The organism is Bradyrhizobium iriomotense, from assembly GCF_018129405.1.
Classification (GTDB): domain Bacteria; phylum Pseudomonadota; class Alphaproteobacteria; order Rhizobiales; family Xanthobacteraceae; genus Bradyrhizobium; species Bradyrhizobium iriomotense_B.
Window position 1 is genome coordinate 277,935 of record NZ_JAFCLP010000004.1, and the last position, 20,908, is coordinate 298,842.

The 20,908-nt window shown below is 64.6% G+C and carries 21 protein-coding genes; 8 read left to right on the forward strand and 13 right to left on the reverse strand.

Annotated features, from left to right (window positions below):
• Positions 1 to 6: 6 nt before the first annotated feature.
• Both JQ592_RS12770 and JQ592_RS12775 read left to right on the forward strand, forming a co-directional pair.
• Positions 7 to 753, forward strand: coding sequence for an SDR family NAD(P)-dependent oxidoreductase (locus tag JQ592_RS12770; RefSeq protein WP_211403204.1), 747 nt, complete (start codon positions 7 to 9; stop codon positions 751 to 753).
• 7 nt (positions 754 to 760) lie between these two features.
• Positions 761 to 1,153, forward strand: a complete 393-nt coding sequence (locus JQ592_RS12775; protein WP_211403205.1) for a GFA family protein — start codon at positions 761 to 763, stop codon at positions 1,151 to 1,153.
• Between the two features lie 8 nt (positions 1,154 to 1,161).
• On the opposite strand, the gene JQ592_RS12780 is transcribed toward JQ592_RS12775, so the two are convergent.
• A complete protein-coding gene (locus JQ592_RS12780; RefSeq protein WP_211403206.1) occupies positions 1,162 to 2,061 on the reverse strand; it encodes a DMT family transporter in 900 nt (299 codons plus the stop codon).
• Between the two features lie 89 nt (positions 2,062 to 2,150).
• Here JQ592_RS12780 and JQ592_RS12785 point away from each other — a divergent pair, with 89 nt between their 5' ends.
• The 3 genes from JQ592_RS12785 to JQ592_RS12795 all read left to right on the forward strand — a co-directional run bounded on the left by JQ592_RS12785 (position 2,151) and on the right by JQ592_RS12795 (position 4,256).
• Entirely contained in the window at positions 2,151 to 3,014 is an 864-nt protein-coding gene (locus JQ592_RS12785) for a LysR family transcriptional regulator (RefSeq protein WP_211403207.1), read from the forward strand.
• A 75-nt stretch (positions 3,015 to 3,089) separates the two neighbouring features.
• Complete coding sequence (locus tag JQ592_RS12790; protein ID WP_211403346.1) at positions 3,090 to 3,770, forward strand: site-2 protease family protein; 681 nt, start codon at positions 3,090 to 3,092, stop codon at positions 3,768 to 3,770.
• A gap of 63 nt (positions 3,771 to 3,833) precedes the next feature.
• A complete protein-coding gene (locus tag JQ592_RS12795; protein ID WP_211403347.1) occupies positions 3,834 to 4,256 on the forward strand; it encodes a hypothetical protein in 423 nt (140 codons plus the stop codon).
• Here the strand turns inward: JQ592_RS12795 and JQ592_RS12800 are convergent.
• From JQ592_RS12800 to JQ592_RS12825, 6 genes are all read right to left on the reverse strand, one after another.
• The gene (locus JQ592_RS12800; protein WP_211403208.1) at positions 4,244 to 5,077 is read right to left on the reverse strand and encodes an energy transducer TonB family protein; all 834 of its coding nucleotides are present in this window, start codon (positions 5,075 to 5,077) and stop codon (positions 4,244 to 4,246) included. The two genes, JQ592_RS12795 and JQ592_RS12800, sit on opposite strands and share 13 nt — an antisense overlap.
• A gap of 8 nt (positions 5,078 to 5,085) precedes the next feature.
• Complete coding sequence (gene exbD, locus JQ592_RS12805; RefSeq protein ID WP_211403209.1) at positions 5,086 to 5,541, reverse strand: TonB system transport protein ExbD; 456 nt, start codon at positions 5,539 to 5,541, stop codon at positions 5,086 to 5,088.
• Positions 5,542 to 5,544: 3 nt separating this feature from the next.
• A complete protein-coding gene (exbB, locus tag JQ592_RS12810; protein ID WP_211403210.1) occupies positions 5,545 to 6,525 on the reverse strand; it encodes a tonB-system energizer ExbB in 981 nt (326 codons plus the stop codon).
• Positions 6,522 to 7,211 (reverse strand): Fe2+-dependent dioxygenase, encoded by a 690-nt coding sequence (locus JQ592_RS12815; RefSeq protein ID WP_211403211.1) that lies wholly within the window; start codon positions 7,209 to 7,211, stop codon positions 6,522 to 6,524. Before JQ592_RS12815 ends, exbB begins: the two co-directional genes overlap by 4 nt.
• 2 nt (positions 7,212 to 7,213) lie before the next feature.
• Positions 7,214 to 9,616, reverse strand: coding sequence for a TonB-dependent receptor (locus tag JQ592_RS12820; RefSeq protein WP_211403348.1), 2,403 nt, complete (start codon positions 9,614 to 9,616; stop codon positions 7,214 to 7,216).
• A 226-nt stretch (positions 9,617 to 9,842) separates the two neighbouring features.
• Positions 9,843 to 10,082 (reverse strand): hypothetical protein, encoded by a 240-nt coding sequence (locus tag JQ592_RS12825; protein WP_027571757.1) that lies wholly within the window; start codon positions 10,080 to 10,082, stop codon positions 9,843 to 9,845.
• 380 nt (positions 10,083 to 10,462) lie between these two features.
• Between JQ592_RS12825 and JQ592_RS12830 the strand changes: the two genes are divergently transcribed.
• The 3 genes from JQ592_RS12830 to JQ592_RS12840 all read left to right on the forward strand — a co-directional run bounded on the left by JQ592_RS12830 (position 10,463) and on the right by JQ592_RS12840 (position 15,412).
• Positions 10,463 to 11,635: an efflux RND transporter periplasmic adaptor subunit gene (locus JQ592_RS12830; protein WP_211403212.1), complete on the forward strand. Its 1,173-nt coding sequence runs from the start codon at positions 10,463 to 10,465 to the stop codon at positions 11,633 to 11,635.
• Positions 11,632 to 14,778, forward strand: coding sequence for a multidrug efflux RND transporter permease subunit (locus tag JQ592_RS12835; protein ID WP_211403213.1), 3,147 nt, complete (start codon positions 11,632 to 11,634; stop codon positions 14,776 to 14,778). Before JQ592_RS12830 ends, JQ592_RS12835 begins: the two co-directional genes overlap by 4 nt.
• Positions 14,779 to 14,842: 64 nt before the next feature.
• The gene (locus tag JQ592_RS12840; RefSeq protein WP_211403214.1) at positions 14,843 to 15,412 is read left to right on the forward strand and encodes an invasion associated locus B family protein; all 570 of its coding nucleotides are present in this window, start codon (positions 14,843 to 14,845) and stop codon (positions 15,410 to 15,412) included.
• Between the two features lie 49 nt (positions 15,413 to 15,461).
• Here JQ592_RS12840 and JQ592_RS12845 read toward each other — a convergent pair whose 3' ends face one another.
• The 6 genes from JQ592_RS12845 to JQ592_RS12870 all read right to left on the reverse strand — a co-directional run bounded on the left by JQ592_RS12845 (position 15,462) and on the right by JQ592_RS12870 (position 20,773).
• Positions 15,462 to 16,181, reverse strand: a complete 720-nt coding sequence (locus tag JQ592_RS12845; RefSeq protein WP_211403215.1) for an ABC transporter ATP-binding protein — start codon at positions 16,179 to 16,181, stop codon at positions 15,462 to 15,464.
• Positions 16,178 to 16,945 carry an ABC transporter ATP-binding protein gene (locus tag JQ592_RS12850; RefSeq protein WP_211403216.1) on the reverse strand — a complete coding sequence of 256 codons (768 nt, stop codon included), beginning with the start codon at positions 16,943 to 16,945 and terminating at the stop codon, positions 16,178 to 16,180. The genes JQ592_RS12845 and JQ592_RS12850 overlap by 4 nt, the downstream gene beginning before the upstream one ends.
• Entirely contained in the window at positions 16,935 to 17,936 is a 1,002-nt protein-coding gene (locus JQ592_RS12855) for a branched-chain amino acid ABC transporter permease (protein ID WP_211403217.1), read from the reverse strand. Before JQ592_RS12855 ends, JQ592_RS12850 begins: the two co-directional genes overlap by 11 nt.
• Positions 17,936 to 18,799, reverse strand: coding sequence for a branched-chain amino acid ABC transporter permease (locus JQ592_RS12860; RefSeq protein ID WP_211403218.1), 864 nt, complete (start codon positions 18,797 to 18,799; stop codon positions 17,936 to 17,938). The genes JQ592_RS12855 and JQ592_RS12860 overlap by 1 nt, the downstream gene beginning before the upstream one ends.
• A gap of 65 nt (positions 18,800 to 18,864) precedes the next feature.
• Complete coding sequence (locus tag JQ592_RS12865; protein ID WP_211403219.1) at positions 18,865 to 20,118, reverse strand: ABC transporter substrate-binding protein; 1,254 nt, start codon at positions 20,116 to 20,118, stop codon at positions 18,865 to 18,867.
• Positions 20,119 to 20,410: 292 nt separating this feature from the next.
• Positions 20,411 to 20,773 (reverse strand): DUF1428 domain-containing protein, encoded by a 363-nt coding sequence (locus tag JQ592_RS12870; RefSeq protein WP_211403220.1) that lies wholly within the window; start codon positions 20,771 to 20,773, stop codon positions 20,411 to 20,413.
• Positions 20,774 to 20,908: the final 135 nt, after the last annotated feature.

Below are 20,908 nucleotides of genomic sequence, written 5' to 3' on the forward strand. Positions count from 1 at the left end.
CCCGGCATGAACAAGATCGACCTCAACGGCCGCGTCGCCATCGTCACCGGCGGCGCGCAGGGCTTTGGCCGCGCCATCACCGAGCGCTTCGTTGCCTCCGGCGCCAAGGTCGCGATCTGGGATTTCGACGCCGCGCTGGCCGAGAAGACCGCCAAGGAAATCGGCGGCGAGACCAAAGTCTTTAAGGTCGACGTCACCGATACCGCAGCCGTCGAGCAGGCGCGCGATGCAACGCTTGCCGCCTTCGGCAAGATCGACATCCTCGTCAACAATGCCGGCATCGCCGGCGTCAACAAGCCGGTCTGGGAGACCGATCTGGAGGAATGGCGCAAGGTGCTGCGCATCAACCTCGACGGCCCCTTCATCGTCAGTAAGGCGATCGTGCCCGAAATGCTCAAGCAGAAATACGGGCGGATCGTGAACATCGCCTCGATCGCAGGCAAAGAGGGCAATCCGAACGCGGCGCACTATTCGGCGTCCAAGGCCGGCCTGATCGCGCTGACGAAGTCGCTCGGCAAGGAGCTCGCCGCGCACGACATTCTCGTGAACGCGGTGACGCCGGCGGCTGCCAAGACCGCGATCTTCGACCAGATGACGCAGCAGCATATCGACTTCATGCTGTCGAAGATCCCGAAGGCGCGCTTCGTGCTGGTGGAAGAGCTCGCCGCGATGGTGAGCTGGCTCGCATCCGAAGACTGCGCGTTCTCGACCGGCGCGGTGTTCGACATTTCGGGCGGGCGCGCAACCTATTGAGGCGGCCATGATCCGGGAAGGTGGATGCCTGTGCGGCGCGGTGCGGTTCAAGGCGGAGGGCGAGCCGCTCAACGTCCGCATCTGCCATTGCCGCATCTGCCAGAAGGCGATGGGATCGCCCTATTTTGCCCGCGCGCAGTTCGATCAGCGCGCCCTGACCGTCGAGGGCGAGACCGCCCGCTACGCGTCGTCCGAGAACATCGACCGCGTGTTCTGCAAACGGTGCGGCACGCGGCTGTTCGCCTGGCGGCGCAACGGCACGCTGGCGGGCGTTTCGCTCACGACTTTCGACGATCGCAACGCCTTCGCGCCGACCGAGCACATCTGGGTTTCGGAAAAGCTGGCGTGGCTGAAGCTCGATGACGGTCTGACGCAGTATCAGACGACGATCCCGACGTGAGGTGGCGATCAGCCTGAGGCGCCGGCGGCTTCAACACGCCGGCCCGTCGTCGTTGCGGTCCAGATCCCGGCAAACACCGCGACGATGCCGGCCGCCAGATTCCAGCGCAGCGGTTCGTTCAGCAGCCAGGCCCCGATCAGCGAGGCCGTGATCGGATTGACCGTCACCGAGATCGCGACCCGCGTCGGCGTCGTCCGCTCCAGCGCGAAGGCCCAGAGATAGAACGTCAGCGCCGCGCCGAAAGCACCGAGATAGAAAGCCGCCAGCCATTGCGGCGTGCCGAAGCCGGTGACCGGTGCAAAGCTGCCGCGCACATGGGAAAGCAGGATGAGGCAGATGGCGCCGGCCGCCATGCTCATGGTCGTGAAGGCGATCGGGCCGGAGCGCCGGATCATCGGCTTCGACCAGATGCCGTAGAGCGCCATGCATAGCGCGGCCGCCATCATCAGGAGATCGCCGCGCCAGGCGCCTGACGGCGCCGAGGCAAGGTCGGAGAGCAGCGCGACCGCAACGCCGGACGTCGCGATCACGACACCGATCGACTTGCGCCAGGTCAGGGCTTCGGCGCCGAGAGCGGCGCCGATCACGAGCGACAACAGAGGAAGCGTCGACAGGGCGAGCGCACCACGCGCTGCGGTCGTGAAGATCAGCGACGCATTGAACAGGATCGGGAACAGCGCGAAGAACAGGATGCCGAGCCCGATTGCCGCAACCCAGTCCCCTCGCTCCGGCCAGCGATCGCCGCGCAGCAGCGTCAGGGGCAACAACAGGAGAAAACCGATGCCGAACCGGAATGAGCCGATCGCCAGCGGATCGATGCTGCCGACGAGATAGCGCGTCGCGCCGATCGAAGTCCCACCCAGCGCGCTCGACAGCACCGCGGCCAGAACGCCAAAAATCTCGCCCACGCTTCCTCCCGTTGATGCCTTGAAAGCAGCATAGGAGGCGCGCCGAAACAGGGAATGGAATTTCCGTCATGCCAGGATAAGTTTTCGTCATGACCGCACCTGTTCTCGATCCCGATCTGCTGAAGGCCTTTCTCGCGGTCGACGAGCATCGTTCGTTCACGCGCGCGGCCCATGTGCTCAACCGCACGCAATCGGCGGTGAGCGTCCAGATCAGGCGGCTGGAGGAGCGACTGGGCACCAAGCTGTTTCAGCGCACCAGGGCAGGCGTCGTGCCGACCGCGACGGGCCAAGAGTTGCGCGCCTATGCGCGGCGCATTCTCGCGCTCAACGCGGAGGCGGTCGGGGCGCTCCGCGCACGCAAGGCCGACGCCGTGGTGCGCCTCGGCGTGATGGACGATTACGGCACCATCATCATTCCGCCCCTGCTGGCGAGCTTCGCCAAACACTATCCACTGGTCCGGGTCGAGATCGAGACGGGACTGACGGCGACGATGCCGGCGCGGCTCGGCGATGCCTACGATCTCGTCATCGCCATGCATCCGCAAGGATGCGGCGACGGCGAGCTATTGAGGCGCGAGCAGGCGGTCTGGGCCGCCGCCTCGTCCTATCGGGTCGCGGCGCAGCGTCCCCTTCCCGTGGCGCTCTATCCGCGCGGCTGCCTGTTTCGCCAATGGGCTGCGGAGGCGCTCGACACCGCGGGCCTGCCCTGGCGTCTCGCCTATGTCAGCCGGACGCTCGCAGCGGTCGAGACGATCGCCGCTCAAGGTCTCGCAGTGACAGTGGTGAAGGCCGGGACCTTGCCACCGAGCCTCCGCGCGCTGTCCGATCGTGACGGCATGCCGCCGTTGCCGGCGGCGGAGATCCGCCTCCACCGCGCACGCGACCTGTCGACCGCAGGCTCCCTTCTGGCGGATCATTTGCAACGGGCAATTTCGGAATTGGGCGCCATATAACGGTAGATCGCGAAGGCTTGTGGCCCTATACGGCCTGCTTTGCGAAACGCGCAGACAGAACGGACGGATGAGCTGGTGAACATTTCCTTCTATGACATTTCCGTCTGGGTGCTGCCGCTGGTGCTGGCCATCACCTTCCACGAAGCCGCGCACGCCTTCGTCGCGCACCGTCTCGGGGACAACACGGCCTCGCAGCTCGGACGCGTCAGCTTCAATCCTATCAAGCACATCGATCCCTTCGGCACCCTGGTCCTGCCGGCGATGCTGCTGTTTGCGCATTCGCCATTCCTGTTCGGCTATGCCAAGCCGGTGCCGGTGAATTTCCGCAAGCTCAACAACCCCAGGCTCGACATGGTCTGGGTGGCACTGGCCGGGCCCGCGACCAATATCCTGCTGGCGCTGGCGGCGGCTCTCGCCCTCCACGCCCTGCCCTTGGCACCGGCGGGGTCGGCGCAGTGGATCTTCGACAATCTCAAAAATGCGCTGGTCATCAACGCGATCCTGGCGGTGTTCAACATGATGCCGATCCCGCCGCTCGACGGCGGCCGCGTCGCGGTCGGGCTGCTGCCGCGGCCACTCGCCTTGCCACTGGCCCGGCTCGAGCCGTTCGGTATGCTGATCCTGATCGGCCTGTTGATCCTGCTGCCGCTCGCGGGCTCGCAGTTCGGTCTAAATCTTGATGTTATTTCAGCAATACTGCGAACGTTGACCGGTTATGTGATTCAGGCTGTTCTCTTCCTGACCGGCAATGCGTAGTTGAACAGACCACTCCGAATACACGCCGAAGGGCCAGAGGCCGACTTGGTCAAAGCTGCCGATATGCTGATCGCGCGACGCGCGGACACCCGTGCCCGCGCCGATTTTGCCACCTGGAAGATGATGGCCAAGCTCAACGGGGCGTCCGCGCTGCCTCCGGAGGCCCAGGAGTTCCTCAGCAGCTACAAGAACCTGCTGGCCCAGATGAGCGAGGGCGAGGCCAGCGAAGCCACCATCGTCGCGATCTACAAGGCCTACTACGCAGAAATGGGCGGCGGCGGAACTCCGCCCGATGTCCGCCCGCGCCAGGCCGCGCCGGCGGCGGACAATGTTACCGCTTTCCGACGCCCGGCACCGAAGCCGAAGACGACCAGCTTTTTCGGGGCTGGCACGGCCGCCGGAACCCAGAAACGGCCGTTGCCGGTGGCGCTGATCTTCGCCTGCCTCGTCGTGGTCTATGTCGGGATCCGGTATTACTGGCGCTGAGCCTGGGCCGACTTCTTCTTTTTCTTCTCGTCCGCCGGCTTGAAGGTGATCGGGACCATGCGTTCGAAGCGGTCCTCGGTTAACCCCGCCGGAGGTGTCGGAAAAGGATCGGATTTGTGAACCATGGCGATCGCAGCCGCATCGTAAGCCGCATCACCGGATGACTCCAGGACGTCAACCGACAGCACGTTCCCCCTTCGGTTGAGCGCAAAGCTCACTTTTACGGTCTGATTGTTGGGCTCCTTGCCCTCCGGATTGACCTTGTGCGCCGAAAGATGCGCGCTGATCTTCCGGTTCCAGTCGGCCGTCAGCTTCAGGAGGTCCTTGCCGATGCCGAGTACGGGCGCCATCGCCTTCTCGGCCTCGCGGGTGGCGTCCTCGAAGGTTTGCCGCTCCATGGCGACTGACTTCTGCGACGCTTCCATGGCCGGCGTTTCGACCGCGGCCAGCTTCGGATCGTCGTCCTGCTCCTTCTTCGGCTTGTTTTCGGTAACGATCCGGTCGGCCTCCTCGACCTGTTGCGGCCGGTCCTGCGGCAGATCCGTCTCCTTGACCTCGGCCTTTTGCTCAGGCAGCGCCGGGCGCTCTTCCTGCTCGTCGGAGTCCGTAGGCCCGGGCGGCATGTCGGTCTCCCGCGCAGGCGGCGACGTCATCTCGACCGCGAACTCCGCTCCCGCAGCGCCGAGTCCCTCGTCGCCATCATCGGCCTGCAGGTTTGCGAGCGCGAGCGCGGCCCCACCCAGATGGAGCGCGACCGCCGCGATGGCGGCCAGGATCCACAGCTTCCGGGATGATCTGGGTTCGTGCTCGACGTCGGACATGGCAATCCCTATGGCTGCGCCGCTGCCGGTCCCGCCTGCCCGGCCGGACCTTCCAGCGCAACCAGCTTCACCCGCGTGTAGCCGCCGGAGCGCAACAGCTCCATGACGCCCATCAACTCGCCATAGGGCACGGAGCGGTCGGCGCGCAGGAACAGGTACTTGTCCTTGCTCATGTCGGACATTGAATCGAGCGTGGCGATCAAATCGGCCCGGGGGACGGAATCCTCTCCGATCGCCAGCGCCAGATCGCGCTTGATGCTGAGATAGGTCGGCTTGTCCGGCTTCTTCTGCGGCGTCGCGCTCGAGGTCGGCAGGTCGATCGGCAGATCGACCGTGGAGAGCGGCGCTGCGACCATGAAGATGATCAGCAGCACCAGGATGACGTCGATGAACGGCGTGACGTTGATGTCATGCGTTTCCGAGAAATCGTCGTCGTCATCATTGTCTGTGAGCGAGACGGCCATGGTTCACTCCGCTGCGCGCGAATGCACGCTGCCGTGGCTACGGTCGAGATCGCGCGAGAGCAGCCGGGCCGCCGCGCCCGAGGCACGGCTGACCAGCTCGAGATAGCCCTTCGTCACGCGCGAGAAGTGATTGTAGATGATGACGGCAGGAATGGCGGCGACGAGGCCGATCGCGGTGGCGAGCAGCGCCTCGGCGATGCCGGGCGCGACCACGGCGAGGTTCGTCGTCTGCGACTTCGAGATGCCGATGAAGCTGTTCATGATGCCCCAGACCGTGCCGAACAGGCCGACGAAGGGGGACGTGGAACCGATGGTGGCGAGCACGCCCATGCCGATGCGGATGCGCCGCGCCTCCGCGCGCACGATCTCCTGGAAGCTCGAGGCTGCGCGCTCCTTGATGCCGGCATCGCTGGACAGGCCGGCCGACATCCGCGCCTCGCGCAGCGCCGCCGCCAGGAACGACGGCAGAATGCCCTCCTTGGCGCCGAGCGCCATCTGCGCCTCGGCGAGCGAGCGCGCCTCCGCGACCTTCTTCAGCGCCGAACGAAGCTTGGCCGAGGCGACCGACAGCTCGATCGACTTCGCGATCAGAACCGTCCAGGTCATCAGCGATGCAAAGGCGAGCCCGATCATCACCGCCTTCACGATGACGTCCGCCGACATGAACATCACCCAGGGCGACAATTCCTTCATCGCCGGGGCAGTCGACACAGCCTCGGACTTCGCAGCCGTCGGTGCGGCGGCCGTAGGGGCTGCGGCGGCCGAGGGAGCCGCAGGCGCCGCCGTTACGGGGGCGGTAACGGGCGCGGGCGCGGTTGCCGATGGCGCCGCCGCCGGAGCGGCCGCGGCCGGCTGACCCTTCGACTGGGCCGGTGCCGGCGCGGCCGGCTGGGTCTGTGTCTGGGCAGAAACAGGCGATGCGAGCCAGGCGGCCGCCAGAAGGACGGCTGCGGCTAGGCTGGCTTGGAAGGTCATGGTCTTCATACTTCGGCCCAGTAGCGAATGAGATTGTGATAGATACCCGTCAATTTGACCGTTTCGGGATCGTCACGCCCGAGCCGTTCCACCAGCGCCTGTATCGCGGTGTCGAGGTCAAAGATCATGCTCCGGGCTTGATCGTCCCGTATCATGCTCTGGAGCCAGAAGAAAGACGCAACCCGCGTTCCCCTCCTCACCGGCGTGACGAGGTGGAGGCTGGTCGAGGGATAGAGCACGCAGTCGCCGGCTGGCAACTTGACTTCGTGCGAACCGTAGGTGTCCTCGATCACAAGTTCGCCACCGTCGTATTCCTCCGGCTCGGCCAGGAACAGCGTCACCGACAGGTCTGTGCGGATGCGAAGGCCGGTCAGACGGTCACCACGGATCGCATTGTCGACATGCAGGCCGAAATGGTGGCCGCTATCGGCCGCATAGCGGTTGAACAGCGGCGGAAAGATCTGGAGCGGGATTGCCGCCGCGATGAAGCGCGGGTTCGACGTCAGCGCCGAGATGATGCGGTTGCCGAGCTTGCGCGCAACCTCGCTGTCCGGCGGCAATTGCTCGTTGCGCTTGACCATGGCCGACTGCGCACCCGCGGTGGAGCGGCCGTCTTCCCACGCGCTGGCGTCCATGATGCGGCGGAAATCCGCCACATCATCTTTGCTCAGGATGCCAGGCAGGCACGTCAACATGATCAGAACTTCGCCGTCGTCACGATGTAGAAGGCCCGGCCCGGTGCGACCGCCACGAACGGTACGTTGCTGCGATAGAACGAGTCGTAATAGAGCTTGTTGGTCAGGTTCTGCGCGTAGAACTTCATGGTCCAGTTCTGGTCGATCTTCTTTTCGACGAACGCATCGAAACGCCAATAGCTCGGCAGCTCGTTGGTATTGGCCGCGAAGGTGCCGCCATAGACCTTGGAGCGATACACCGCCTGGCCGCCGAGCTCCCAGCCGTCGTCGAACTTGTACTTGGTCAGCATGCTGAACGACTGGTGGGCAATGTTGGCGAGCTGCAGGCCGAGATTCGAGGCGACGCCGCTCTGCGTGACCTTGGACTGCATCAGCACCAGGCCGCCAAAGATGCTCCAGCGGTCGGTGATCTTACCCTCGGCTTCGATGTCGATGCCCTGGATCCTGTAGGCAGCGCCCGACGTCAGCAGGCCGTTGACGGTCTCGCGCGCGTTGTCCTTGGTGGTTTGGAACAGCGCACCGGTCACCAGCAGGTGGCGATCGGCGAGCTCCCATTTGGTGCCAAGCTCGATCGCCTTGTTCCGCTCGGGCCCGAGCAAGATGGTCGAGTTGGCGGGAACGCCGCCGTAGTCGGTGCCGGTCGCGTCCAGCTCCGAGCCGAACGGATTGGCCGAGGTCGCGTAAGCCGCATAGACGCTGCCGATCGACATCGGCTTGTAGACCAGACCGACATTGTAGTTCACCAGATCAGCATTCTGCTTCACATAGTTCGAATTGTTCGACGCGCTCTGGCTGTAGCCGTCGTAGCGCACGCCGCCGTTCACGATGATCGTGTCCTGCCAGTTCGCGGTATCCATGACATACACGCTGCTGGTGTTGACACCGTAGCGCGTGGGGTTTCCGACCAGCGAGGGAATGCCGAAGGGAATGTTGGTGTACTGGGGCGAGTAGAGATTGACCCCCGTCACGGCGCCAGTGCTGGTGAAAGCGGAGCCGGACAGTTCTGATGCGAGGCCGGCATAACGGTCGATCGAGATGTTCTCGTTCGAATATTCCACGCCGAACACCGCGGTGTGCTTGACCCCGCCGGTGTCGAGCTTGAACGTGGCCTCGTTCTGGTTGGCCCACACATCCACGTTCTGGTAGCGGCTCTGCGCGCTCGCCGTCGTGGTCCAGAGCAGCGGATTGGCGTTGGTCGTCACCGGGTTCTGCGGCAGCGTGCCGATATAGTTCAAGAGCGAGTGCTCGCCGCGCACCTTGCTGGTCAGCGTGATGGCTTCGTTGACCTTGTACTCGATCGTGCCGGTGCCGAAATCCTGTCGCGCGGTCTGGAAGTCGCGGTTGAGGAAGCCGTACCAGTTGCCGCGGGGAATGCCCGCCGACGTCACCGGCACGTTGCCCTGCTTGTAATAAGGCACGCCGAAATCGGGATAGCCGCTGAGATCGGTGTGGACGTAGTTCGTCGTGATCTTGATGTCGTTGGTCGGGGTGTACTTGGTCGAGATGAAGCTGCCCCAGCGATTGTCGGTCACGTAGTTGCGCCCGGCGACGTTGGCGTCCTGGAACAGGCCGCCCGTGCGCACCGAGAAGGTCGGGTCGATGACCTGGTTGACGTCGAGCGTGACGCGCTTGGTCATGTCGGTACCGAACTCGGTATCCATGCGCTTGAAATTGACGTCGCCGGCCTGCTTGGTGACGATGTTGATGGCGCCGCCGGCGGTGCCGCGGCCAGCATAGGACGACGCCGGGCCGCGCAGAATCTCGATCTGCTCGGTGAAGAAGTTCTCACGGATGGAGACCGCGGGATCGCGAATGCCGTCGATGAAGACGTCGTTGCGCGCGTCGAAGCCGCGGATGAAGAAGCGGTCGCCGAACGCGTTGCCGCCCTCGCCCGAGCCCAGCGTCACGCCAGCAGTCGAGCGCCCGATCTCCTTCAGCGTCGTGGCGTTCTTGTCCTCGAGCACCTCCTTGCTGAGCACCGTGATGGTCTTCGGCGTGTTCAGCATCTTCTCGGGAAACTTGCCCGAAGCCTGGACGTGGTCGACCTTGTAGGGCGCCGCCGGATCGGAATAGGGATTCCGGTCCACCTCACCGGCCGGTGCCGCGGGAGCGGCCTGCTTCTGCGCCGCCTGCTGCCGCTGCGCGGCGCGGCGAAGCGCGTTGCGCGCGCGGACCTGATCAGGTGTCGGCTTCGAGGCCGTCGGACGCGGCCGCTGCACCGGAGCATCGACCGTCACCGGCGGCAGGTTCGACTGCTGCGCCTCTGCGCCGCTCGAGACCGACGCCGCCGCGATCAGGCTCGCGACCGCCGAGACCTTCTTGCCGGAAATCCCCGAAGACTTTTCATCCACCGGATTGAATACTGCGACCGAACGCAACGATTTCGGTGCGACCACCTGCCCCATTACAACACGCCCCATCTTCATGTTCGCTCACTCACTTCGACGAGCGATTGGGCTGTTGGTATCGGCGGCAAAATAGTGGGTCAATGCGGGCAAGCCGCGAGAACCTTTGAATAAGTCCAGATCAAAACGATTCTAAATTGAAGTTTGAAACGGTTCTAAAGATAGATTGGACTCGTTCTAAAACGCTCGCGGAAAATACCGCCAATCGGCGGTGATGCTCACACCATCAATCGCTGCTCGGCGGCTTCATCAGCGAGAACAATTCGTCGACAGTCTTTTGCGCGACGGCGCGCACACGATCGGTGCTGTCCATGCCGGCGATGTTGACGCCATTGACCACGGCTTTGATCTCGTCGCGGAAGTCAGTGAGGAAGCGCAAGGGATCGCGCTGCTCGTTGGCGACGCGCGCAATCAATCCCGTGATCAGAATCTGGCACGCGATCAGCTTGCCGTTCAATTCGTCCATCCTGCGCTCCCTTTGTGGCGGCGCCGATATGGACGATGCCGATTTTCCTGACAACCGAAACGGGACCTGCGCGATTTAGAACCGTTCTTGCAAAGTGCGCACCCGGCGGCCTGACCGAGACGCCTCGCCAGTCCCGCCGCATCCCCCGCGAGCATTGCCTTATTTTTACTCGCCGATCGCTCGCGTTGATAAAAATGCAGCACTGCACACCGGCGCGCCAGAGAGTTGCCTAGGCGGTGCAAAGCTTTCCAATTGTTTAGATTTCTCACCCGATAGTGCTGTTTACACTGGAACTTGGCGTGTATTATACAAACGCCCTGGAACCCTACGATTGCCCCAAAATTCGTAAGCTAGGGCACAAGAGCCGACAACGAGCCGACATGAAAAAAACACGGCCGATCCTCTGGATTCTGATCCTCGCGGCCGTGGCCTCCGCGGGTTACTATGGTTGGCAGAAATACGGCTCGCCGGACGCCGGAAAATCCCAGACAGCGCAGAAAGGTCCGCCTCGCGCGCCCGCCGTTCCCGTGAGCGTGGCGCCGGTCCAGAAGGTCGACTTTCCGGTCTATCTGACCGGTCTCGGCACGGTTCAGGGCTTCAACACCGTCCAGGTCCGGAGTAGGGTCGACGGCCAGATCGACAAGATCGCCTTCAACGAAGGCCAGATCGCCAGGGAAGGCGAGCTTCTGGCCTCGATCGACCCCCGCCCCTATCAGGCTGCGCTCGACCAGGCCAAGGCCAAGAAGGCGCAGGACGAGGCGAATCTCGCCAACGCCAATCTCGAGCTCCAGCGCGCCATGAAGCTCGGTGAATTCGCCACCGCGCAGCGGGTCGACACCCAGCGCTCCACGGTCGCCCAGCTCACTGCCCAGATCGCCGCCGACGAGGCCGCAATCGCCAACGCCCAGACCCAGCTGGACTACACACAGGTCAAGGCGCCGATCACCGGCGTTGCCGGCCTGCGCCAGGTCGACGTCGGCAACATCGTCAACGCCTCGACACAGACCGGCATCGTCACGATCTCGCAGGTCGAACCGATCTCGGTGATCTTCACCGCGCCGGAAGACCAGCTTCCCTACATCAGCGAAGGCCAGAAGGCCGGCGCGCTCAAGGTGATCGCGTTCACCACCGACGGCAAGAAGACGCTAGCCGAGGGCAAGCTCGCGGTCATCAACAACCAGGTCGACACCACCAGCGGGACTATTCGGCTCAAGGCGGTGTTCGACAACAAGGACCACACGTTGTGGCCGGGACAGTCGGTGTCGACGCGCCTTCTGGTGCGGACGTTGAAGGATGCGACGGTGGTTCCGGATGACGCGGTCCAGCATTCCACCAACGGCCTCTACGCGTACACCGTCAATCAGGACAACAAGGCCGAAGTGCACAAGATCAAGGTCAGCTACGCCATCGACGGCCGTTCGGTCGTCGACGAAGGGCTCACGCCCGGGCAGCAGGTGATCACTGGCGGTCAATTCAAGGTGCAGCCCGGAAGCCTCGTCTCGACGACGGTGGCAAGTTCGGAACCGGGACAGAACAAGGTACGACGGGAATGACCGAGGGCGGGATTTCGGCACCTTTCATCCGTTATCCCATCGGCACCTCGCTGCTGATGGCCGGCATTCTCTTTGTCGGTCTCGTCGCCTATCCTCTGCTGCCGGTCGCGCCGCTGCCGCAGGTGGACTTCCCGACCATCCAGATCACCGCCAATCTGCCGGGCGGCAGCCCCGAGACGATGGCCTCGTCGGTGGCCCAGCCGCTGGAGCGCCAGTTCGCCCAGATCCCGGGCATCGCCCAGATGACCTCGACGAGTTATCTCGGCACGGCGTCGATCACCATCCAGTTCGACCTCAACCGCAGCATCGACGGCGCCGCCAACGACGTGCAGGGCGCCATCAACGCCGCCAGCGGCCAGCTGCCGAAGAACCTGCCCTCGCCGCCGACCTACCGCAAGGTCAACCCGGCCGACGCCCCGATCCTGCTGCTGTCGGCGACGTCGGAGACACTGCCTCTGACCAGCGTCAGCGACGCGGTCGACGCCCAGCTCGCCCAGCAGATCAGCCAGCTGTCCGGCGTGGCCCAGGTCTTCATCGGCGGCCAGCAAAAGCCCTCCATCCGCATCCAGGTCGACCCGGCGAAGCTCGTCGCCAAGGGCCTGTCGATGGAGGACGTGCGCAGCCAGATTGCGATCACCACGGTCGACAGCCCCAAGGGCAATATCGACGGCGAGAAACGCGCCTACACCATTTACGCCAACGACCAGCTCACCCAGTCCAAGGACTGGAACGACGTCATCATCGCCTATCGCAACGGCGGCCCGTTGCGCATCCGCGACATCGGCCAGGCGGTCAGCGGCGCCGAAGACGCCAAGCAGGCGGCCTGGGCCAACGGCAAGCGCGGCGTGTTCCTGGTGATCTTCAAGCAGCCGGGCGCCAACGTCATCGAAACGGTCGACAGGATCAAGGCGACCCTGCCTCGCCTCGTGGCGGCGATCCCGCCCGCGATCAAGATTGAGCTCATCAGCGACCGCACCACGACCATCCGCGCAGCGGTCGAGGACGTCCAGTTCACGCTGCTGCTGACCATCGCCCTCGTGGTCATGGTCATCTTCATCTTCCTGCGCAGCTTCTGGGCCACCGTCATCCCCACCGTCACGGTTCCACTGGCGCTATTGGGCGCGTGCGCGCTGATGTGGGTCGTCGGCTATTCGCTCGACAATCTGTCGCTGATGGCACTCACGATCGCGGTCGGCTTCGTCGTCGACGACGCCATCGTGATGCTCGAGAACATCACGCGCTACATCGAGGAAGGTGAATCGCCGATGGCGGCCGCCTTCCGCGGTTCCAAGGAAATCGGCTTCACCATCGTCTCGATCAGCATCTCGCTGGTCGCGGTGCTGATCCCGCTGCTGCTGATGGGCGGCATCATCGGGCGCCTGTTCCGCGAATTCGCGGTCGTGCTGGCGATGACCATTTTCGTCTCGATGTTCGTGTCGCTGACCCTGACGCCGATGATGGCCTCGCGCTTCCTGCGCGCCCATGGCGAGGTGCAGCACGGCAGGTTCTATCAATGGAGCGAGCGCGCCTTCGATTCGATGCTGCGCGGGTATGAATACGTGCTCGATCACGCCCTGGCCTGGCGGCGCACCACGCTCGCGATCTTCTTCGCCACGCTCGGCCTGTCGATCTACCTGTTCGTCCTGATCCCGAAGGGCTTCTTCCCGCAGCAGGACGTCGGCCTGATCACCGCGACCTCGGAAGCCTCGCAGGACATTTCGTTCAGGGAGATGGTCCGGCGCCAGGAACAGCTCGGCAAGATCATCCTGGCCGATCCCGACGTGGCCAGCGTTGCCATGTCGATCGGCGGCAGCGGCCGCGCCGGCAACAACGGTAACCTATTCATCACGCTGAAGCCTCGCGACAAACGTGAGGCCTCAGCCCAGCAGATCATCGCGCGACTGCGTCCGCAGTTCGACAAGGTCGAGGGCGCCCGGGTCTACATGCAGGCGGCCCAGGACGTCCGCCTCGGCGGCCGGCCGACGCGTACGCAGTTCGAGTTCACCCTGCAGGATGCCGATCTCGCCGAGCTCAACGACTGGGCGCCGAAGATCCTCGCCAAGATGCAGACGCTGCCTGAGCTGCGCGACGTCGCCACCGACCAGCAGACCCAGGGCACCACGGTCCAGCTCAAGATCAACCGCGACACCGCATCGCGCTACGGCATCCAGCCGCAGTTGATCGACGACACGCTGTATGACGCGTTCGGACAGCGGCAGGTCACGCAGTATTTCACCCAGCTCAACACCTACAAGGTGATCCTCGAGATCCTGCCGGAGCTGCAGGGCAATCTCGACAGCCTGAACAAGCTGTATCTGAAATCGCCGCTGACCGGCGACCAGGTGCCGCTGTCGACCTTTGCGACCTGGACCACCGATCCGGTCCGCCCGCTCTCGATCAGCCACCAGGGCCAGTTCCCGGCGATCACGATCAGCTTCAATCTCGCGCAAGGGACCGCGCTCGGTCAGGCCACGGAAGCCGTGCAGCGGGCGATGGCCGAGCTCGGCGCGCCGCCGACGCTGAATTCGAGCTTCCAGGGCACCGCGCAGGCGTTCCAGCAATCGCTCGGCACCGTGCCGCTGCTGATCCTCGCAGCCCTCGTTGTGGTGTATTTGATCCTCGGCATTCTCTACGAGAGCTACATCCACCCGATCACGATTCTGTCGACCCTGCCCTCGGCCGGCGTCGGCGCGCTCGCGATCCTGATGGCGGCCGGCTTCGACTTCAGCCTCATCGCGCTGATCGGCATCATCCTGCTGATCGGCATCGTGAAGAAGAACGGCATCATGATGGTCGACTTCGCGATTGCCGCCGAACGCGACGAGCACAAGACGCCGGCGGAATCGATCCGGCAGGCCGCGCTGTTGCGCTTCCGCCCGATCATGATGACGACGATGGCGGCCCTGCTCGGCGGCGTGCCGCTGATGCTCGGCCACGGCACCGGCGCCGAGATCCGCCAGCCGCTCGGCTACGCCATGGTCGGCGGCCTGATCGTCAGCCAGGCGCTGACGCTGTTCACGACGCCCGTGGTCTATCTCTATCTCGACGAGCTCAACAACTGGTTCTCGGGCTGGGGCCGTACGGGTGACGGCGAAGGCCACGAGACGCACGAGCACGGCACCGTCAAGCAAGCCGCCGAGTAAGCTTGCGCCGCGGCTCCCGCGACGCTACAGCGAGACCCCCGGTTCACGCCAACGCGGTTTCGCCATGCCCATGCAATCCAGACTTGCCGCCCTCGCCGCTGCTCTCCTGTTGTCGACCGGCGCAGCGTATGCCCAGCAGGGCGCCAAGAAAAACGGCGCGCCCCCTGCTCCGGCAGCGCAACCCGCGCCTGCGCCCACGCAGCCGCAGGCTGACGGTGCTCCCGGGCAGCCCGGCTGGATCGTCCGCTGCACCAGTGCCAGCCGCGAGGCGCCGCTCGAATGCGCGATGGAGCAGAACGCGGTGCTGACCAAGACCGGCCAGACCGTGATCCTGATCAACATCCGCATCGCACCCGACACCCGCACGCCGATCGCGCTGCTGCAATTGCCGCTCGGCCTCAACCTTCCCGTCGGCGCCAAGCTCCAGGTCGACGAGGGCAAGACGTTCGACCTGCAGATCCAGACCTGCGAGAGCCGCGGCTGCTACGCCTCGACGCCAATCGCAGCGGACCTGCTCGCAGTGTTGCGGTCGGGCAAGCAGCTGAAGGTCTCCTTCCAGAACATGGCCAAGGAGACGATCGCGATCCCGATGCCGCTCGGCGATTTCGCCGCCGCCTACGACAAGATCAAGTAACGGATACGGCTCGCGGACCGCCTGTTGCTGCTGCTTCAGGCCGGCTTGCTCAGTCCACGCCGAGATAGGCTTTCTGCACCTGCGGATCCTGCGCGAGCGCAGCCGACGTGCCTGACAGCACGCTCTTGCCGACCTGGAGCACCGTCGCGAAGTCCGAGACTTCCAGCGCCAGCTCGATCGATTGCTCGGCGAGCAGGATCGTCAGGCCCTCGCGATGCAGGCGGCCGAAGGTCTCGTACATGGATTCGACCACCGCCGGCGCAAGGCCAAGCGACGGCTCGTCCAGCATCAAGAGCTTCGGGTCGCTCATCAGCGCGCGGCCGACCGCGAGCATCTGCCGCTCGCCGCCGGACATGGTGCCGGCGCGCTGGTTGCGGCGCTCCTTCAGGCGCGGGAAGATTTCGTAGACGCGCTCCAGCAGCGTCGCCTGCCGCGACTTGTTGTGCAGCGGTGTCGCACCTAACATCAGGTTGTTCTCGACGCTCTGCTGCACGAACAGCCGCCAGCCCTCCGGCGACAGCGCCAGCCCCTTGCGCACGATCGCAAACGCCTTCTGTCCCGCGATCTCCTCGCCGCGAAAGCTGATCGATCCGGAATGCACGGGAATGAGACCGGCGATCGCATTCAGTGTCGTGGTCTTGCCGCCGCCATTGGAGCCGAGCAGCGCGACGACGCTGCCTTCCGGCACCTCCAGCGAGACGTCGGAGACGCCGATGAGGTCGCCATAGCGCACCTCGAGATGCTCGATCCTGAGAAGCGCCCCGCTCATAGATCCGGCCCGCCCATCAGCTCGACCGGCGTATGGCCGGCGGCGGCCTTCGCGGCGCGCGTTCCGAGATAAGCCGCGATCACGGCCGGATTGGACGTAACCTCGCGTGGGCTGCCGCGCGCGATCTCCTTGCCCTGGTGAAACACCATCACGCGGCTCGCGAGCGACATGATCACTTCCATGATGTGCTCGACGATGACGAGCGTGATGCCGGAGCGATGGATGTCGCGGACGAGATCGATCGCGAGCCTCACCTCATGCGCGTTGAGACCGGCCATGGCCTCGTCGAGCAGCAGCACCTTCGGCTCGGTCGCAAGCGCGCGGGCGATCTCCAGCCGCTTGCGGCCGGGCGTGCCGAGCGAGCGCGCCGGCGCATCGGCAAGCCTGATCATGCCGACACGCTCCAGCACCGCACGCGCCCGGGTCTCGGCCTCCTTGCGATGCGGGGTGCGCAGGAAGGCACCGATCATGACGTTCTCGAGCACCGTCATGCCCTCGAAGGTCTGCGGCACCTGGAAGGTGCGCGCAAGCCCGAGCCCGGCGCGCTGCTCCGGGGCGACGTCGGTGATGTCGGCCCCCTCGAACAGCACGCGGCCGGAGGTGGTCTTGAGGTCGCCGGTGAGGCAATTGAAGAAGGTGGATTTACCCGCGCCGTTCGGGCCGATCAGGCCGAGGATGTCGCCCTGCTCCAGGGTCACGGAGGCGTCGTCCACCGCCTTGAAGCTGCCGAACGCCTTGGTGATGCCGCGCGCCTCAAGGAGCATGGCTTGCTTCCGTGTCGGTCTTCGACGTGTCAGTCTTCGAAGTGTCAGTCTTGGGCTTGCCGCGCCGCATGAGCAGGCTGAGCAGCCCGCCCGGCTGGAAGCGCGCAATCAGCACGATGATCGCGCCATAGACCACGAAGGTGAGCCCGGCGCCTTTGCCGCCGAGCCAGCTGTTGGAGATCTCTTCCAGCGGCACCAGGATCGCAGCGCCAACGAGCGGCCCGAACAGCAGCCCTGCCCCGCCGAGCGCCGCCATGATCAGGATCTTCACCGAGATCAGGATCCCGAGCCCGGACTCGGGATCGACGAAGCCGAACATCATTGCATAGAGCGCGCCGGCAACGCTGGTCAGCGCCGCGCTCAGCATGTAGGCGTAGAGTTTCGTGCGGCTGGCCGGCGCGCCGAGCGAGCGCGCGGCGCGTTCGGAATCCTTGATCGCGCGCAGGTAAAATCCCATCCGGCTGTTGGTCATCCACCAGGTGATCGCAAGCGTGATCGCGAGGATGGCGAGGAAGAGATAGTAATAGGGCAGCGCCGACAGGAACGAGAGATCGAAGATGTTGCGCGGCACGGTCGGACCGGAGAGACCGACGGCCGCGCCAAGCCATTCGGTGTTGGTCACGATCAGCCGCATCGTTTCGGCGACCGCGATCGTCGCCATGCTGAAATAATGCCCGGACAGCCGCAGCGTCGGCACGCCGACGATCGCGGCGAGTCCCACCGCCAGCACGATGCCGCCGGGAATGCCGAACAGCGGCGACAGGCCGAATTTGGCGTAAGCGCCCATCGCGGCGTAAGCGCCGCAGCCGAAGAACACGACATGCCCCACCGAGACCTGCCCGGCATAGCCGCCGACGATGTTCCAGGCGGAGGCCGCAATCGCATAGAGCACTACCAGCGCGCCGAGGCGCTGCTGGAACGGCGAGGACAGCAGCAGCGGATAGGCGATCGCAAAGGCTGCGACGACCGAGAGCCAGATCCAGCGCCGCATCACATCTTCCCCATCAGGCCCTGTGGCCGGAACCAGAGGAAGAACAGGAACAGGACATAGACGACGATGTCCTTGTAGATCGCGCCGATCAGATAGCCTGAGAGCGACTCGATGACGCCGATCAGGAGTCCTGCGACAAGCGCGCCGGGCACGCTGCCGAAGCCCCCGAGCGAGACCGTGACGAAGGCGACGATGCCGAGCGTCTCGCCGACGGTCGGCACGATGTAGAAGAAGTTCGCGATCAGCGCGCCGGCAAGACCGGTGGCGCCGGCCGCGATTGCCCAGGCGATCGCCTGCATGGTGTCGGGCCGGATGCCCATCAGCTGGGCCGCGGTCGCATCTTCCGCCACCGCCAGCATTTTCGAGCCGAGCGAGGTGCGCGTCAGCAACAGATGCAGGCCGAGCGTCACCAGGAGCGCGACGACACCCGCGAGCAGCCGCGAGGCCTCGATGCGCAGGCCGGCAAAGGCATAGGTGCCGCCCACGATGTTCGGCGGCATCGACAGGAAGTTGGCGCCGAACCACCAGAACACGGAATAGCGCAGCAGCAGCGCGAGGCCGAAGGTGCCGAGGATCTGCGCCAGCATCGGCCCCTTCATGATGTCGCGGATCAGGCCGAAATAAACCACGACACCGAGCGTGGCGAGCACCAGCGTCGCCAGCGGGGCGCCGAGAAGCGGCCCTCCCCCCATCAGGGTGTAGACGACATAGGCGACGTACATGCCGAGCATGACGAAGTCGCCATGCGCGAAATTGACGATGTTCATCATGCCCCACACAAGCGTGAGGCCCGAGGAAAACAGGGCGTAGACGGCGCCAAGCAGAAGGCCGCCGATAATCACCTGCACGAGAACAAAGGACATGAGCTGCGCTGCTCTACCAAGCCTTGTGAAAAAGGCGGGACTAGCCAAGTCCCGCCTTCGCGTGATCACCAGCCCTTGTAGGGCAGCATCGGCGCCTTCTGGGCATTGGCCTTCGGCCACACCGAGACGTAGTTCTCGCCGTCCTGAAGCTGGATGATGTAGGCCGAAGCCAGGATGTTCTGGCCCTTGTCGTCGAACTTCACGCCCTTGTAGCCCATGATGAGCTGTTCGGGCTTGAGGTCGGTCGCCTTCAGCGCGGCCTGGATCTTGGCCGGATCGGTCGAGCCGGCGCGGTCGATGGCGTCGACCAGCGCGAAGAAGCCCTGCATCTGGCGGCCGACGGTGTCGTCCATCTCCTCGCCGCTCTTCTTCTTGTACATGTCGGCGACGATGGCAGACGGCGATCCGGACGGACCCACTGCCCAGGACGAGCGGTTGAAGACGCCTTGTGAGAGCTTGCCGACCGCCTTGATGAAGGACGGATCGGAATAGCCGGCGTCGTCCGCGAGCAGCAGCGGCGGCTTGTAGTCGAGCGACTGCATCGTCTTGGCGAACAGGATCGCGTCCGACGTGTAGCTGATCATCAGCACGACATCGGGCTTCTTCTCCTTGAGCTGAAGCACCTGGGCCTGCACATCGGTGGCGTTGACGGGATAGGCGATGTCGATGACCCCGTTGCGCTCCTTCGCCTTGAATCCGGAAGCGATCGTGTTGGCGACCGAGGTGCCGTATTCGGTGTTGTCATGGACCAGCGCGATGCTGTCGGTCTTGGCGCCGGCCGCCTTCATGTCGGTGAGGAATTCGTCGTAGATGCGGACGAAGTCCGGCGCGATCGGCGTGGTGCGGAAGAACCATTTGAAGCCGCGCTCGGTGAGATTGGCGGCAACCGATTCCGGCGTGAGGAACGGGATGCCGTATTTCTCGGCAATCGCGCTCGATGTCAGCGTGATGCCGGACTGATAGGCGCCGAGGATCGCGGCGACCTTCTCTTCCGTGATCAGCCGCAGCGCCTGGTTCTGCCCTGTCGCCGGGCTACCCTGGTTGTCGGCGAACACCACCTCGACCTTGGCGCCGCCGAGGCCGGCAAGGCCGGCGTTCTTCGCCAGCGGGAGACTGCCGAGCTCCGGATGCGCGTTGTTGATGATGTCCATGGCGACCTCGAGCGCCGCCTTGGCGTGCGCGCCGATCGAGGCCGTGCCGCCGGACATCGGCAGGATCGCGCCGATCTTGACGACCTTGTCCTGCGCCTTTGCGCCCGGGACGAGCGCAAGGGACATTGCGGCCGCGCAAAGCAGCCCTGTGACCTGCTTCGATGTCATGAAATCAGACCTCCCAAAGGGTTTCCCCAACCAAGATTTTTTGGAGAGCTTGGGCGAAACGCCTGCCTCCGTTGATTATGCCTGGCTGCGGGAGGATGGCATGCCGACTGGCGACCGGCAAGGTGAAACGGACTGCGACGATGCTGCATGAGCGGGGGTGGCAACTCCGACGAGGACCGCCGGTGCAAGAACGTGTAGCCCGGGTGAGCGCAGCGACACCCGGGACAACCGTGACCGCGACCCCGGATGTCGCTTCGCTCATCCGGGCTACGGATCTCCCGCTCCACTTCGCTCAACTAATTACGTCGCTCGCCCTCAACAGCGTCGTGAAGCCGCCATAGATCATGCGCTTGCCGTCGAACGGCATGTCGCCGTGCTTGAGCCGCGGGTCCGCCATCACCTTCTTGTTGACGGCGTCGCGCGTCTCCCGATCGCGATAGACGATCCAGGCGAACACCACGACCTCGCCTTCCTTCGCCATCACCGCGCGCGGAAACGACGTCAGCTCGCCATAGGGGACGTCGTCACTGACGCACTCGACATAGTCGAGCGCGCCATGCTCCATCCAGACCGCGCAGGCCGTTCGCGCCAGGGTCTTGTAGGCCTCGATCTTGTCCGCGGGGACAGCCAGCACGAATCCATCGACATAGGGCATTCCTGATCTCCTTGGGTTGTATGTATCCCAAGGACGATCGGCGGCGCGGCGATCCGACCCTGACAATGTGATTTCAGATGAGGCAAACCGTCGCGAGCGCCGGCGCGGGCCGGCATAGGCGGCCCGACGCACTTG

Excerpts from the sequence above, each read along its gene's own strand:
- JQ592_RS12775 (WP_211403205.1), top strand. The coding sequence starts at position 761 with ATGATCCGGGAAGGTGGATGCCTGTGCGGCGCGGTGCGGTTCAAGGCG.
- JQ592_RS12850 (WP_211403216.1), bottom strand. The coding sequence starts at position 16,945 with ATGCTCCTTGAGGCGCGCGGCATCACCAAGGCGTTCGGCAGCTTCAAG.
- JQ592_RS12845 (WP_211403215.1), bottom strand. The coding sequence starts at position 16,181 with ATGAGCGGGGCGCTTCTCAGGATCGAGCATCTCGAGGTGCGCTATGGC.
- JQ592_RS12815 (WP_211403211.1), bottom strand. The coding sequence starts at position 7,211 with ATGTTGACGTGCCTGCCTGGCATCCTGAGCAAAGATGATGTGGCGGAT.
- JQ592_RS12840 (WP_211403214.1), top strand. The coding sequence starts at position 14,843 with ATGCCCATGCAATCCAGACTTGCCGCCCTCGCCGCTGCTCTCCTGTTG.
- JQ592_RS12860 (WP_211403218.1), bottom strand. The coding sequence starts at position 18,799 with ATGTCCTTTGTTCTCGTGCAGGTGATTATCGGCGGCCTTCTGCTTGGC.
- exbD (WP_211403209.1), bottom strand. The coding sequence starts at position 5,541 with ATGGCCGTCTCGCTCACAGACAATGATGACGACGACGATTTCTCGGAA.
- JQ592_RS12825 (WP_027571757.1), bottom strand. The coding sequence starts at position 10,082 with ATGGACGAATTGAACGGCAAGCTGATCGCGTGCCAGATTCTGATCACG.
- JQ592_RS12785 (WP_211403207.1), top strand. The coding sequence starts at position 2,151 with ATGACCGCACCTGTTCTCGATCCCGATCTGCTGAAGGCCTTTCTCGCG.
- JQ592_RS12835 (WP_211403213.1), top strand. The coding sequence starts at position 11,632 with ATGACCGAGGGCGGGATTTCGGCACCTTTCATCCGTTATCCCATCGGC.
- JQ592_RS12795 (WP_211403347.1), top strand. The coding sequence starts at position 3,834 with ATGCTGATCGCGCGACGCGCGGACACCCGTGCCCGCGCCGATTTTGCC.
- JQ592_RS12830 (WP_211403212.1), top strand. The coding sequence starts at position 10,463 with ATGAAAAAAACACGGCCGATCCTCTGGATTCTGATCCTCGCGGCCGTG.
- JQ592_RS12800 (WP_211403208.1), bottom strand. The coding sequence starts at position 5,077 with ATGTCCGACGTCGAGCACGAACCCAGATCATCCCGGAAGCTGTGGATC.
- JQ592_RS12865 (WP_211403219.1), bottom strand. The coding sequence starts at position 20,118 with ATGACATCGAAGCAGGTCACAGGGCTGCTTTGCGCGGCCGCAATGTCC.
- JQ592_RS12820 (WP_211403348.1), bottom strand. The coding sequence starts at position 9,616 with ATGGGGCAGGTGGTCGCACCGAAATCGTTGCGTTCGGTCGCAGTATTC.
- JQ592_RS12855 (WP_211403217.1), bottom strand. The coding sequence starts at position 17,936 with ATGCGGCGCTGGATCTGGCTCTCGGTCGTCGCAGCCTTTGCGATCGCC.
- exbB (WP_211403210.1), bottom strand. The coding sequence starts at position 6,525 with ATGAAGACCATGACCTTCCAAGCCAGCCTAGCCGCAGCCGTCCTTCTG.
- JQ592_RS12870 (WP_211403220.1), bottom strand. The coding sequence starts at position 20,773 with ATGCCCTATGTCGATGGATTCGTGCTGGCTGTCCCCGCGGACAAGATC.
- JQ592_RS12770 (WP_211403204.1), top strand. The coding sequence starts at position 7 with ATGAACAAGATCGACCTCAACGGCCGCGTCGCCATCGTCACCGGCGGC.